Consider the following 12,921-nt stretch of genomic DNA (forward strand, 5'->3'; position numbering starts at 1 on the left):
CAGCTGAACCGCCCTTCAGCCTCGCGCCGTTCTTCCGTCATCGCGCCCTCACAACGCCCGCGGTTTGCTTGCCCCACCCCCGAATGGGGGCGAAAATACCGTTTCGGCTGAACTGCGAAGACCATGATCGACACCGTCCGCTACCCGCGCCTGTCGCGTATCCAGGCACCGCACGAGCTGCGCGCGCTCGATGAATCCGAGCTGCCCGCGGTGGCCGGCGAGCTGCGCGACTACCTGATCGAGTCGGTGGGCCGCAGCGGCGGCCATTTCGCCGCGGGGCTGGGGGTGATCGAACTCACCGTCGCGCTGCACTACCTGTACGACACCCCCGTCGACCAGCTGGTCTGGGACGTGGGCCACCAGACTTATCCGCACAAGATCCTGACCGGCCGCCGCGACAGCATCCACACCGTCAAGCAGAAGGACGGCGTGGCGCCGTTCCCCAAGCGGGAGGAAAGCGAATACGACACCTTTGGTGTCGGCCACTCCTCGACCTCGATCTCCGCGGCGCTGGGCATGGCCATCGCCCGCCAGCGCCAGGGCGACGAGCGCAAGACGGTCGCGGTCATCGGCGACGGTGCGATGACCGCCGGCATGGCGTTCGAGGCGCTGGCCCACGCCGGCGGCATGGACGAGGAGCCGAACGTGCTGGTCATCCTCAACGACAACAACATGTCGATCTCCGAGGCCGTGGGCGGCCTCACCAAGATGCTCGGCCGCGCCACCGCCAGCCGCACCCTCAACGCACTGCGCGACGGGGGCAAGAAGATCCTCGGCGACAAGCGCCACAGTCCGCCGGCGCGCTTCGTCAAGCGCTGGGAAGAGCAGTGGAAGGGCATGTTCGTGCCGTCCACCGCGTTCGAGCAGATGGGCTTCCACTACACCGGCCCGATCGATGGCCACGACCTGCCGCTGCTGCTGTCCACGCTCAAGCGCCTGAAAGGCGTCAAGGGCCCGCAGCTGCTGCATGTCATGACCACCAAGGGCAAGGGGTACGAGCCGGCCGAGGGCGACCAGATCGGCTACCACGCCGTCGGCCCCTTCGACCCCAGCAAGGGCCTGCCGGTCCGCAATGCACCGAAGAAGCCGACCTATACCGACATCTTCAGCGACTGGCTGTGCGACGCCGCCGCCGCCGAACCGCAACTGCTGGCCATCACCCCGGCGATGCGCGAAGGCTCCGGCCTGGTCCGCTTCAGCAAGGAATACCCCGAACGCTACTTCGACGTGGCGATCGCCGAACAGCATGCCGTGACCCTGGCCGCGGGCATGGCCACCCAGGGCGCCAAGCCGGTGGTGGCGATCTACTCCACCTTCCTGCAACGCGCCTACGACCAGCTGGTGCACGACGTCGCCCTCCAGGAGCTGGACGTGCTGTTCGCCATCGACCGCGCCGGCGTGGTCGGGCCGGACGGCGCCACCCATGCCGGCAACCTCGACCTGAGCTTCCTGCGCTGCGTGCCGAACATGGTGGTGATGGCGCCCGCCGACGAGGCGGAGTGCCGGCAGATGCTCAGCACCGGCCTGCAGCACCGGGGCCCCGCGGCGGTGCGCTACCCGCGCGGCACCGGGCCCGGCGTCGCCGCCGGCAGCGACCTTGCGCCCCTGCCGCTGGGCAAGGCGCAGCGCCGCGTGGAGGGCCGCCGCCTGGCGATCCTGGCCTTCGGCGCGGTCGTGCCCGCCGCCGAGCAGGTCGGCCGCGACCTCGGCCTGACGGTGGTCAACATGCGCTTCGTCAAGCCGCTGGACCGGGACCTGCTGCTTGACGTCGCACGCAGCCACGAGGGTCTGGTGACGGTCGAGGACAACGTGGTCGCCGGCGGCGCCGGCGCCGGCATCTCCGAACTGCTCGCGGCCGAGGCCGTGGTCGTCCCCGTGCTCCACCTGGGCCTGCCCGACCGTTTCCAGCACCATGCCAGCCGCGAAGACCTGCTGGCCGAGGCCGGCATCGACGCCGCCGGCATCCGCACCGCCATCCTGGCGCGCTGGCCCGGCACCGGCAGCCGCCGCCCACCGATGAGTGCCGCGGGCTGAGCGGCGGCACCTGCGCGGCGGGGAATGCAACCGGCGGCATCGCCCGCCGCCGCTGCCCAGGCGCCTTCCCCCTGCGGTGGACGACCCGATGCGCCGCCCGCTGGCGCCTATCGTCCCCACCCTTCCGTGAGAGCCCCCATGGCCGCCCTGACATTCCGCCGTGCCCATCCCGATGATGCGGCCGCCTGCATCGCCCTGCGGGGACAGACCCGCGAGAACGCCTTTTCCGAAGCGGAACTGGGCGCACTGGGCATCACCGTCGACACCTGGAGCGAGGGCACCCGCCTGGGCGCCACGCCGGGCTACGTGGCCTGCCAGGGCGAAAGGATCGTCGGCTATTGCTTCGGCGACCGGGATACCGGAGAGATCCTGGTCCTGGCCCTGCTGCCCGACCACGAGGGGCAAGGCACCGGCAGGGCCCTGCTCGAACGCACCGTCGACCATCTCCGGCAACAGGGGCATGCCCGCCTGTTCCTGTCCTGCTCCAGCGACCCCGGCGTACGCTCGTACGGCTTCTACCGGCACCTGGGCTGGACCCCGACCGGCACCCACGACGACGCCGGCGACGAGATCCTGACGTTCGACGCGGGACGCACCGCCTGAGAGCCACGTCCACGGCCCGATGGCCTGCCCGTCGGCCCGCCAAGCCCCGTCCACGGCAAGCGGGACGCGGGCGACCCGATAGCGATCCCCCGCCCCCATCGCCCCCGCAAAAGCGAAGCCCCGGGGGGGATGCCCCGGGGCTTCCTGGCAGACACCGGTTCACCGGATCACGGACCTCTGCAGCACCGCGCCGGGCGCCGGCTCCTCATCGGAGCACCGTGACCGGCGCCACGGCAGCGGACACGCGCCGCACCCGCACCCGGCCGATCCCTGGAGGCTCCCGGCGGGAACCGGTATCTCCCATGCCCACACCGCGGGCGGATCTGACCGGTACGCACCCGCTCCCGGTCAAGCGTTGGTACAGAAGCAGTTGTTGTTCTGGTAGGGCCTGCAGGTCTGGCCGGGACCGCACCGCGAACTGTCGCAGCCGGTGCCACTGCTGTTGTTGCAGGGAGTCAGGAAACCAAGGGCCACCAGCTCTTCAAGCAGGTTCTTCTCGATCGCCTCGACAGCCTCCTTGCCATGGGTCTCAGCAAGGTTTTTCCGTTGTACGTCATGGTGGTTCATAACGCTCCTTTTGCTGAAGGGTGGAATCCATCGCGCCAAGGGTGCGGTCCGCGCCCAGTGACGACCGGCAGCATACGGCCCGGTCACATGGCCAACAAGCACGCCGCACGCCCCTGCTCCCCGCCCCCGGTCCGGTCACCCCCTGGAGCCGGGCGATGGAAGGCCGGCCGCCGGACGGCGAAACTGCTGCGGCACGGCCCTCCCCGATCTCCGATGACCCGCGGCGTCCGGCCGCCTCCCGGCACCGTCCCGCCCAGGCCCCGCGCATGGAGGAGCGGACGGCCGCCCGGAGCAGAGGGGGCCGACGCGGCATCGAACAGGCGTTCCTCCATGAGCCCGACGGCGGCGGTTCCTGACGCCCTGCGGGCCAGCGGCTCGGGGTCGCCCCCTGGAGGTACGACTGCACGGATCGCGGATGAACAATGCGCATGGCCATCGGACATGCTCCAGGACACACCTGGCCGATGGAGGCAGCCGCGCGGATGGCGCTGCTCCAGACCGCCAAACCCGATGGCGGCGGAGGGTCACCGCCTGCATCCCACGGCCGGATGAGGCCGGGGTTCCCGGCAGGCGCGGCGAGCGGCATCGCGAACGTGTTCGGGGACGGCCGCGGAAAAGAAAAAAGCCCTGAGCGATCAGGGCTTTGACTGGAGGCCTGGGCCGGAATCGAACCGGCATACGCGGATTTGCAATCCGCTGCATAACCACTCTGCTACCAGGCCGGAATTCGCACGGGCGCGATGAAGGATAACGCGCTTCTTCCGTATATGAAAAAACCCCACGGGTGGGGCCTTTTCTTGGAGCGGGAAACGAGACTCGAACTCGCGACCTCAACCTTGGCAAGGTTGCGCTCTACCAACTGAGCTATTCCCGCTTGGGAGCCGTGCATTCTACAGGTTCCGTAGACATTGCGCCAGCCCTTGGTACTGCCAATCCCTTCATCGGGCCTGCCTCTCCGGCCCTTGAAGCCCCTCCTCCGACGGACCGGCCACCGGGAAGGGGTCCGGACGCAGCAGCCTGCGCCGATGCCCCGACCACCCGGTACCGCGGCGATCTGGAGCGGGAAACGAGACTCGAACTCGCGACCTCAACCTTGGCAAGGTTGCGCTCTACCAACTGAGCTATTCCCGCTTGGGAGGCGAAATTCTACAGGCAATCGCCTGCCTGTCAACAGCGCGCGTTCAGCGCTTTCCGGAGTGCGAACGCGCGGCCATCTCGTCCTCGCGTAGGCTCGGCCAGGCGGCCCGCAGGTACTGCGCGGCGGACACCAGCGTGAGCAGCGCAGCGATCGCCAGCATCCAGTCGCCGATATGGAAGATCGGCTTGCCCATCCAGATATCGGCCACCGGCGTGTTCGGCGACACCGAGTACAGCAGGCACAGCAGCGCCACCATCTGCGCGGTGGTCTTGATCTTGCCGATCATCGCCACCCCCACCTTGGCGCGCTGGCCGATCTCGGCCATCCATTCACGGAGCGCGGACACCGCGATCTCGCGCCCGACGATCACCGCCGCCCAGAACGCCATCCACGCGGTGGGGTGGCCCTGGACGATCAGGAACAAGGCGACCGCCACCATCAGCTTGTCCGCGACCGGGTCGAGGAAGGCACCGAATGCCGAGTGCATCTGGTAGCGGCGCGCGACCCAGCCATCCAGCCAGTCGGTGATCGCGGCCAGGCCGAAGATCGCGGCCGCCGCGAAGTTGGCCCACGTGTACGGCAGATAGAACACCAGCACCAGCACCGGGATCATCATGATCCGCAGCAGCGTCAGCCAGGTGGGGGCGGTCAAGGTCATTACGGTGCTACTCCGCTGCCGGATCCGGGATCGGCAGTCCATGAAGGTTAGCGTAGATGCGCGTTGCGAGGGCGGCATTGATGCCTTCCACCCGTGCGATCTCGCTCTCGCCGGCGGCCTTCAGCCCGGCCAGGCCGCCGAAATGCTTGAGCAGGCTGGCCCGGCGGCGCGGACCGATGCCGGGAATGTCTTCCAGCCGGCTGGTCATCCGCGCCTTCTGGCGGCGCCCGCGGTGGCCGGTGATCGCGAAGCGGTGCGCCTCGTCGCGCACCTGCTGGATGAACTGCAGCGCCGGCGAGGCCGCGCCCGGGCGGATCTCGCGGCCATCGGGCATCACCAGCGCCTCATGCCCGGCGCGGCGTTCCACGCCCTTGGCCACCCCCACCAGCAGCACGCCCTCCACCCCCAGGTCGGCCAGCGCGGCCTGCGCCTGCGCCAGCTGCCCCGCCCCGCCATCGATCAGCAGCACGTCCGGCAGCACGCCTTCGGCTTCCACCGCGCGGCGGAAGCGGCGGTCGATGGCCTGGCGCATGGCCGCGTAGTCGTCGCCGGGCTCGATGCCGCTGATGTTGAAGCGGCGGTACTGGCCGCGCACCGGACCGGCGGCGTCGAACACCACGCACGAGGCCACGGTGGCTTCGCCCAGGGTATGGCTGATGTCGAAGCACTCCACCCGCCTGACCGGCTCGGCCAGGCCGAGCATCTCGCGCAGGGCGTCGCTGCGCGCGTGCTGCGCGTCGCGGCTGTTGAGCTCGCTGGCCAGGGTCAGCTGCGCGTTGCGCCCGGCCAGCTCCACGTAGCCGGCACGTTCGCCGCGCACGCTCCACTTCAGCTGCACCTTGCGCTCGGCCGCGGCCGACAGTGCGGCGGCGAGGAGGTCGGCGTCGGGAATCCTGCGGTCGAGCAGGATCTCGCGCGGCGGCTCGAACTCGACGTAGTACTGGGAAACGAACGCCGCCAGCACCTCCTCCGGACTCTCCTCGCCATTGGTGCGCGGGAAGAACGGGCGGGTGCCGAGGTTGCGGCCGTCGCGGAAGGCCAGCAGCAGCACGCAGGCCTGCGAGCCCTGCATGGCCACGGCCAGCACATCGAGGTCGGCGGCGCGGCCATCGACGTACTGGCGGGTCTGCATGCTGCGCAGCGAGGAGATCAGGTCGCGCAGGCGCGCGGCCTGCTCGAACTCCAGGGCCTCGCTGGCGGCCTGCATCTGCTCGCCCAGGTCGCGGGTCAACTCGTCGCTCCTGCCCTCCAGGAACAACACCGCGCGACGCACCGATTCGGCGTAGTCCGGGGCCGGCACCAACTCTACGCACGGCGCGCTGCAGCGGCCGATCTGGTACTGCAGGCATGGCCGCGAACGGTTGCGGAACACGCTGTCCTCGCAGCTGCGCAGCTTGAACAGCTTGTGCATCAGGTTCAGGGTCTCGCGCACCGCGGTGACCCCCGGATATGGGCCGAAGTAGCGTCCGGGTATCGCGCGCGGGCCGCGGTGCAGCGCGATGCGCGGCCAGTCCTCGCGCGTCAGCAGCACGTGCGGGTAGGTCTTGTCGTCGCGCAGGGAGACGTTGTAGCGCGGCGCCAGCGACTTGATCAGCTGGTTCTCCAGCAGCAGCGCCTCGGCCTCCGAGCGGGTCACGGTCACGTCCATGCGCGCGATCTGCGAGACCATCGACATGATCCGGGCATTTTTCGGGCTGCCGCTGAAATAGCTGCCGACGCGGTTGCGCAGCGCGCGCGCCTTGCCGACATACAGCAGCGTGTCGTCGGCCGCGTACATGCGGTAGACACCCGGCGCGGTGCTCAACGCCGCCGCATACGCCTTGCCGTCGAATCCGCTTGCCGCCGCGCCGTTCATTCCTCGATCGGCACGCGGTCCAGTGCGCCGCTGGCCGGGTCGAAGCGCAGGACCGCATGCGCGTCGGTCTCCGCGATCCATACCGCATCGGCCGCCAGCGCCAGCGCCGCCGGCCCCTGCAGGCGGCGCGGCAGGTCGACGGTGGACAGGTCGCCGCCGCCCAGCCGCAGGGTGCGCAGGCAGCCGTTGCCGGTGTCGGCGATCCACAGCAGCGGCGACTGCCCGCCCATGGCGATGGCCTGCGGGTACTGCAGCAGTGCCTGCGCGCGCGGGCCGTCGGTGTTGCCGAAGACCCAGGGGCCCTGCCCGACCAGGGTCTGCACCACGTCGCCGCGCAGCTGCAGCGAGCGCACCGCCGACCCCAGCGCATCGCAGACATAGAGCACCTGCTGCACCGCCACCACCCCGCAGGGCTGCGCGAACGCGGCCAGGTGGCCTCCGCCGTCACGCACTTCCACCGGGCCGGCCCCGGCCCGCCAGCGCAGCGAGCGGATGCCCAGGTCGTAGCTCCAGACATGGTTGTCGCCGCCCATCGCGATGTGCAGCTGGTTGTCGGCCACGGCCACGTCCAGCGGATGGTCCAGCGCACTGTCCCAGGGATTGGCGAGCACGCCGGCACTCGGCGTGCCCGCGCGCCCGGTCCCGCACAGGGTATCCACCTGCCCGCTCGGCAGGTGGATCCGGCGGACGGCGTGGTTGCCGGTATCGGCGACGTAGAGCGCTTCGCGCTCCAGTGCCAGCCCATGCGGGCGGTTGAATGCGGCATCGCTGGCGGTACCGTTGGCCAGGTCCGCGCTGCCGATGCCGAACTGGCGCAGCACGCGGCCGTCGTGGCTGCATTCCAGGATCCGGTGATGGCCGGTATCGGCGACGTACAGGCGTTCGGCATTGGCGACCAGGCCGGCCGGGAAGCGCAGCGGCGAACGCGGCTCCGGGTGGATCTCCTGCGCCGCCCGCGGGCCCGCCCCCTCGCACAGGGCGGCCAGGCTGGCCTCCAGGTTGCCCGCGCCGCCCACCAGCCGCTCGCGCTCGCCGCCCTCGGCGTCGATCAGCAGCAGGGTCGGCCAGGCCGTGACCTGGAAGCGGCGCCAGGCGTCCCACTGCGCGTCCAGCAGCACCGGCGCGGCGATGCCGTGGCGGCGGACCAGCTTCAGCGCCGCCTCCGGCTCGCGTTCGAAATCGAAGCGCGGCACCTGCACCACCAGCAGCTGCAGGCGGCCCGGGTTGCGGGCCTGCCACTGCGCCACCTCGGCCAGGCGCTGCATGCACCAGACCGACGCGGCGTTGACGAAGGCCAGCACCACCGGGCACCCGGCATGCGCCTGCAGCGAAGAAGGCGCGGCATTCAGCCATACGCCGGAAGCGGGAAGATCGATCGTGCGTGCGACAGTCATGGGCCGATTATGCCGGACTCGGCCTGTGCCGACAGGCGCGCCACCGTTGCCGCGGCGGCTGCCTCCAGCAGGCCCCAGCTGTGCTCGAACCCGGCCTCGTCGCCATAGTAGGGATCGGGCACGTCGTCCGTCCCGGCGATGCCGGCCCAGGGCAGCCACAGCACCGCGCGCCCACGCAGCGAGGGCGGCGCCACGTCCCGGGCCGCCTCCAGGTTGCTGCGGTCCGCGCACAGGACATGGTCGAACGCGCGGAAGTCGGCCGCCTGCAGCGGCCGCGCGCGCAGGGCGGAAATATCCACGCCGTGGCGGCGCGCACAGGCGACCGCACGCGGATCGGGAGCCTTGCCCTCATGCCAGCCGGCGGTGCCGGCCGAGTCCACGGTCACCCTGCCCGCCAGCGGCGAGCGCGCGATCCGGCTGCGCAGCGCCCCCTCGCCCATCGGCGAGCGGCAGATGTTGCCCAGGCACACCACCAGCAGCTTCATTGCCCGGCCTCCAGCAGCGCGGCCGCGCGGGCCAGGTCCTCGGGCGTGTCGATGCCCGGCGGGAACGCCGCCGGCGACAGCGCCACGGTGATGCGGAACCCGGCCTCCAGCACCCGCAGCTGTTCCAGCGACTCGGCCTGCTCCAGCGTCCCCGGCGCCATCGCCGCGACCTGCTGCAGGAAGCCGGCCCGGTACCCGTAGATGCCGATGTGCCGCAGCCATTGTCCGGCGGGCAGCGACGAGGTCGAATGCGCGAAGCCGTCGCGGTGCCACGGGATCGGCGCACGGCTGAAGTACAGCGCATCGCCCTGCGCGGTACGCACCAGCTTGACCACGTTGGGATCGAACAGCGCGGCCGCATCCTCCACCGGCGTGGCCAGTGTCGCCATCGGCGCGTCGCCGGCCGCCAGCGCGGCGGCGACGGCGCGGATGCCGGCGGACGGCGCGAACGGCTCGTCGCCCTGCAGGTTCACCACGATCGCCTCGTCGTCCCACCCTGCCAGGCGCGCGCATTCGGCAAGGCGGTCGGTCCCGGATGCATGGTCGCCGCGGGTCATCGCCACGCGTATGCCGTCCAGGCCGTCGAGCGCATCGGCGATCCGCACGTCGTCAGTCGCCACCCATACTTCACGTGCGCCGGCGGCCAGGGCGCGCCGCGCCACGTGCACGATCATCGGCTGTCCGGCCAGCGGCGCCAGCGGCTTGCCGGGCAGCCGGGTCGACGCATACCGCGCCGGGATCGCCACCACGAATTCAGGAACCGCGTTCATCTGCACTCCTTGCCCGTTCCGGGCAGCACTTGCGGCGCACGCCCACCAGGCCCGGCCCCACGGGCCGGACGGGAGCGCACGCCATGGAAAGGATAAGCGGCGGCGTGTGCGTCAACAGTCCGCCGGCACCGGCCTGCGGCCACCCCGGCCCGCTTTGCGCGCCGCGATCGGCAACACCCCCGCCCCCGTGTTCCGGCCCGGCCGGCGCTCCCGCGCCGGGCGGACTCACGCCCGCGCCAGCTTGCCAAGGCGGTCGAGCAGCGCCACCCAGAACGCCGCCGGCAACTCGGCCTGCAGGGGCACGGCGTAATGCCAGTCGGTGGCGAATGCCTTGCACTTGACCGCGTCCTTCTCGGTCATCAGCACCGGCAGTTCGCTGCCGAACGCCAGGTCCGATGCCTGGAAGCGGTGATGGTCGGCGAACGCATGCGGCACCACGCCGATGCCATGGTCGCGCAGCATCTGGAAGAAACGCTGCGGATGCGCGATGCCGGCCACCGCATGCACGCGCTGCCCGGCGAACGCCTGCAGCGGCCGTTCCCGCCGCCCGCGCAACGGGCGCGCGCTGTCGATGCACAGGCGCATCGTCCACTCCCCGAACCCGGCCGCCACCGAGGCCTCGCCGGCATCGCCGGCCTGCCCGAGGTTGACCACCCGGAAGTCGCAGTCGCGGGCGCGCGCCACCGGCTCGCGCAGGGGGCCGGCAGGGATCGGCCGGCCATTGCCGTACCGGCGCTGCGCGTCCACCACCTCGATCTCGATATCGCGCGCCAGCCGATAGTGCTGCAGGCCGTCGTCGCAGACCACCACGTCGCAGCCGGCCTGCAGCAGTGCCCGCGCGGCCGCCACCCGGTCCCGGTCGACCCGCACCGGCACGCCGGTCTTCCAGGCGATCAGCAACGGCTCGTCGCCGCCCAGCCCGGGCGCCAGGTCGGCGGTGACCCAGCGCGCGGTGCCGGCATCGTCGCGGCCGTAACCGCGGCTGGCCACGCCCGGCTTCCAGCCGGCCGCGCGCAGCCGCTGCACCAGCTCGATGGTCAGGGGGGTCTTGCCGGTGCCGCCGGCAGTGATGTTGCCGACCACGATCACCGGCACCGGCACCTGCCGGCGACGCAGCCAGCCGCGCCGGTACAGGCCACGGCGCAGGCGCGCCACGGCCGCGTACAGCGGCGCCAGCAGGCGCGCGCCCAGCGGCACCGGCGCACCGTCGTACCACCATGCCGGCGTCTTCGCGCCCTTGCCCGGCATCAGCCCTGCCCTTCCCGGAACTGCATGCGGTACAGGTGTTCGTACAGGCCACCCAGCGCCAGCAGTTCGCGGTGGGTGCCGCGCTCGACGATCCGCCCCTGGTCCATCACCAGCACCTGGTCGGCATGCTCGATCGTGGACAGGCGGTGGGCGATGACCAGGGTGGTGCGGTCCGGCATCAGCCGCTGCAGCGCGTCCTGGACCAGGCGTTCGGACTCGTTGTCCAGCGCCGCGGTGGCCTCGTCCAGGATCAGGATCGGCGCATCCTTGAGCATCGCCCGCGCGATCGCCAGGCGCTGCCGCTGGCCACCGGACAGACGGCCGCCCTTCGCCCCGACCGGAGCCGCGATGCCCTGGGGCAGCTGCTCGACGAACTCGTGCGCGTTGGCGCCGGCGATGGCCTGCTGCAGCCGCTGGCTGTCGCTGTCCTGCAGTTCACCGTAGGCGATGTTCTGGGCGATGCTGCCGTCGAACAGCACCACCTGCTGCCCGACCAGGGCGATCTGCCGGCGCAGGTCGGCCAGCCGGTAGTCCTGCACCGGGTGCCCGTCGAGCAGGATCTGCCCGGACTCGGGCTCGTAGAAGCGCGGGATCAGCTTGATCAGCGTGGACTTGCCGCTGCCCGAGCGCCCGACGATCGCCGTCACCGTGCCCGGACGCGCGACGAAGCTGATGCCTTCCATCGCCGGCCGCGGCTGTCCCGGGTAACGCGCGGTGACATCGCGGAACTCCAGCCGGCCTTCGGCGCGCTGCAGCTCGAGGGTGCCGGCATCCGGCTCGTCCTCGGCATCGAGCACCGTGAACAGGCGCTGCGCCGAGGCGATGCCGCGCTGGGTCATGTTCTGCACGTTGGTGAGCTGCTTCAGCGCCGGGATGATCGCCATCATCGCCAGCATCATCGCCACGAAGTCGCCCACCGTCAGCCGCCCCGCCGCCGCCTCGTGGCCGGCGATCAGCAGCAGCGCCGCCAGCCCCACCGCGCCGATCAGCTGCACCATCGCCGAGGACAGGCTGCGCGTGGTCTCGACCTTCATCGCCAGCTTCAGGTTGGTGTTGGCCAGCGCGCTGTAGCGCTCCAACTCGCTGCGCTGCGCACCGTAGATCTTGACCTCCTGCTGGCTGGACAGGGTCTGGTCGGCGGCCTGCAGCAGCTCGGCACCGCTTTCCTGGATGCGGTGGCTGATACGGCGGTAGCGCTTGGCGACCTTGTCCATCACCCAGGCCAGCGGCGGCGCCAGCACGAAGATCGCCAGCGTCACCTGCCAGCTGTACCAGAGCATCATCACCAGCGAAGCCAGCACCTGCAGCGACTGCTGCAGCGTGACCTTCATCGCATCGACAGCCGCCTGGGCGACCTGGTCGCTGTCCGACCCCAGCCGCACCAGCATCGACGGCACCGGTTCGGCATCGAACTGCAGGCCCGGCAGCCGCAGGTACTTGGCCAGCACGTGCACGCGCAGGTCGCGGGCGATGCTGCGCGCCGCGCGCCCCATGCCGATGTCGGTCAGGTAGCCGGCGACGCCGCGCACCATGAACAGGCCGACGATGGCCAGCGGCATCCAGGGGTCGATGTCCTCCGGATTCACCAGGTTGTCGGTGATCGGCTTCATCAGCCACAGGAAGCCGCCGCCGGCCACCGCCTCGATCACCATGCCCAGCACCGCGGCCAGCAGCAGTATCCGGTACGGATGCGCGAAACCGAGCAGCCGGCGGTAGGTCAGCCATGGCGACAGCGCGGCGCTCACGGCTGCGGCTCCGGTGCCGTGGCGATGGCGATGCGCCGGAACCCCAGCTGCCCGAGCACGTCCTGCACCGTGACCACCGCCTGGTAGGGCGTGCGCGCGTCGGCGCGCAGCAGCACCGTCTGGCCGCGGTCGTCGCCGGCGACCTGGAGGATCGTGCGCTTCACCGATTCGGCATCGGTACGCAGCACTTCCTGGTCGTTGATGAAGTAGCGGCCGTCGGCGTTGACCAGCACGCTGAGCGACCGCGGCGGCTCGGCCTCATGCTGTTCGCTGGCGGTCGGCAGCTGCACCTGCAGGGTCGAGCGCGCGTCGAAGGTGGTGGTGACCACGAAGAAGATGATCAGCACCAGGATCACATCGATCAGCGGCACCAGATCGATGGTCGGTTCGTCCTGGGCACGGTCGTTGCGGATGCGCATGCGGG

Annotated in this window: 11 protein-coding genes and 3 tRNA genes; 2 read left to right on the forward strand and 12 right to left on the reverse strand. The window is 70.9% G+C overall.

Going from position 1 to position 12,921, the window contains the following annotated elements; genetic code table 11:
* Nucleotides 1-123 precede the first annotated feature (123 nt).
* Both dxs and K5L01_RS05410 read left to right on the forward strand, forming a co-directional pair.
* Nucleotides 124-2,034: a 1-deoxy-D-xylulose-5-phosphate synthase gene (dxs, locus tag K5L01_RS05405; protein ID WP_250062617.1), complete on the forward strand. Its 1,911-nt coding sequence runs from the start codon at nt 124-126 to the stop codon at nt 2,032-2,034.
* A gap of 138 nt (nt 2,035-2,172) precedes the next feature.
* Nucleotides 2,173-2,637: a GNAT family N-acetyltransferase gene (locus tag K5L01_RS05410; RefSeq protein WP_250062619.1), complete on the forward strand. Its 465-nt coding sequence runs from the start codon at nt 2,173-2,175 to the stop codon at nt 2,635-2,637.
* A gap of 348 nt (nt 2,638-2,985) precedes the next feature.
* Here the strand turns inward: K5L01_RS05410 and K5L01_RS05415 are convergent, their stop codons facing one another.
* From K5L01_RS05415 to K5L01_RS05470, 12 genes are all read right to left on the reverse strand, one after another.
* Nucleotides 2,986-3,204 (reverse strand): hypothetical protein, encoded by a 219-nt coding sequence (locus K5L01_RS05415; RefSeq protein ID WP_250062621.1) that lies wholly within the window; start codon nt 3,202-3,204, stop codon nt 2,986-2,988.
* 648 nt (nt 3,205-3,852) lie between these two features.
* Nucleotides 3,853-3,926, reverse strand: a tRNA-Cys gene (locus K5L01_RS05420).
* A 76-nt stretch (nt 3,927-4,002) separates the two neighbouring features.
* Nucleotides 4,003-4,078 (reverse strand) — tRNA-Gly (locus K5L01_RS05425).
* A gap of 181 nt (nt 4,079-4,259) precedes the next feature.
* Nucleotides 4,260-4,335 (reverse strand) — tRNA-Gly (locus K5L01_RS05430).
* Between the two features lie 50 nt (nt 4,336-4,385).
* Nucleotides 4,386-5,000, reverse strand: a complete 615-nt coding sequence (pgsA, locus tag K5L01_RS05435) for a CDP-diacylglycerol--glycerol-3-phosphate 3-phosphatidyltransferase (protein ID WP_250062623.1) — start codon at nt 4,998-5,000, stop codon at nt 4,386-4,388.
* Nucleotides 5,001-5,007: 7 nt separating this feature from the next.
* Entirely contained in the window at nt 5,008-6,855 is a 1,848-nt protein-coding gene (gene uvrC, locus K5L01_RS05440) for an excinuclease ABC subunit UvrC (protein ID WP_250062625.1), read from the reverse strand.
* The gene (locus K5L01_RS05445) at nt 6,852-8,249 is read right to left on the reverse strand and encodes a hypothetical protein (RefSeq protein ID WP_250062627.1); all 1,398 of its coding nucleotides are present in this window, start codon (nt 8,247-8,249) and stop codon (nt 6,852-6,854) included. The genes uvrC and K5L01_RS05445 overlap by 4 nt, the downstream gene beginning before the upstream one ends.
* Entirely contained in the window at nt 8,246-8,734 is a 489-nt protein-coding gene (locus tag K5L01_RS05450) for a low molecular weight protein-tyrosine-phosphatase (protein WP_250062630.1), read from the reverse strand. The genes K5L01_RS05445 and K5L01_RS05450 overlap by 4 nt, the downstream gene beginning before the upstream one ends.
* Nucleotides 8,731-9,504: a 3-deoxy-manno-octulosonate cytidylyltransferase gene (gene kdsB / locus K5L01_RS05455; RefSeq protein ID WP_250062632.1), complete on the reverse strand. Its 774-nt coding sequence runs from the start codon at nt 9,502-9,504 to the stop codon at nt 8,731-8,733. Before kdsB ends, K5L01_RS05450 begins: the two co-directional genes overlap by 4 nt.
* Nucleotides 9,505-9,729: 225 nt before the next feature.
* Nucleotides 9,730-10,752: a tetraacyldisaccharide 4'-kinase gene (gene lpxK / locus K5L01_RS05460; RefSeq protein WP_250062634.1), complete on the reverse strand. Its 1,023-nt coding sequence runs from the start codon at nt 10,750-10,752 to the stop codon at nt 9,730-9,732.
* Nucleotides 10,752-12,497: a lipid A export permease/ATP-binding protein MsbA gene (gene msbA / locus K5L01_RS05465; RefSeq protein ID WP_250062636.1), complete on the reverse strand. Its 1,746-nt coding sequence runs from the start codon at nt 12,495-12,497 to the stop codon at nt 10,752-10,754. Before msbA ends, lpxK begins: the two co-directional genes overlap by 1 nt.
* Nucleotides 12,494-12,916 (reverse strand): ExbD/TolR family protein, encoded by a 423-nt coding sequence (locus tag K5L01_RS05470; RefSeq protein ID WP_250062638.1) that lies wholly within the window; start codon nt 12,914-12,916, stop codon nt 12,494-12,496. Before K5L01_RS05470 ends, msbA begins: the two co-directional genes overlap by 4 nt.
* Nucleotides 12,917-12,921: the final 5 nt, after the last annotated feature.

Source organism: Stenotrophomonas mori (assembly GCF_023556335.1).
Lineage (GTDB): Bacteria > Pseudomonadota > Gammaproteobacteria > Xanthomonadales > Xanthomonadaceae > Stenotrophomonas > Stenotrophomonas mori.

Bases quoted from the DNA above. Each gene is read 5' to 3' on its own strand.
- kdsB (WP_250062632.1), bottom strand. From the start codon at position 9,504: ATGAACGCGGTTCCTGAATTCGTGGTGGCGATCCCGGCGCGGTATGCG.
- uvrC (WP_250062625.1), bottom strand. From the start codon at position 6,855: ATGAACGGCGCGGCGGCAAGCGGATTCGACGGCAAGGCGTATGCGGCG.
- pgsA (WP_250062623.1), bottom strand. From the start codon at position 5,000: ATGACCTTGACCGCCCCCACCTGGCTGACGCTGCTGCGGATCATGATG.
- K5L01_RS05415 (WP_250062621.1), bottom strand. From the start codon at position 3,204: ATGAACCACCATGACGTACAACGGAAAAACCTTGCTGAGACCCATGGC.
- K5L01_RS05470 (WP_250062638.1), bottom strand. From the start codon at position 12,916: ATGCGCATCCGCAACGACCGTGCCCAGGACGAACCGACCATCGATCTG.
- K5L01_RS05450 (WP_250062630.1), bottom strand. From the start codon at position 8,734: ATGAAGCTGCTGGTGGTGTGCCTGGGCAACATCTGCCGCTCGCCGATG.
- lpxK (WP_250062634.1), bottom strand. From the start codon at position 10,752: ATGCCGGGCAAGGGCGCGAAGACGCCGGCATGGTGGTACGACGGTGCG.
- dxs (WP_250062617.1), top strand. From the start codon at position 124: ATGATCGACACCGTCCGCTACCCGCGCCTGTCGCGTATCCAGGCACCG.
- K5L01_RS05445 (WP_250062627.1), bottom strand. From the start codon at position 8,249: ATGACTGTCGCACGCACGATCGATCTTCCCGCTTCCGGCGTATGGCTG.
- K5L01_RS05410 (WP_250062619.1), top strand. From the start codon at position 2,173: ATGGCCGCCCTGACATTCCGCCGTGCCCATCCCGATGATGCGGCCGCC.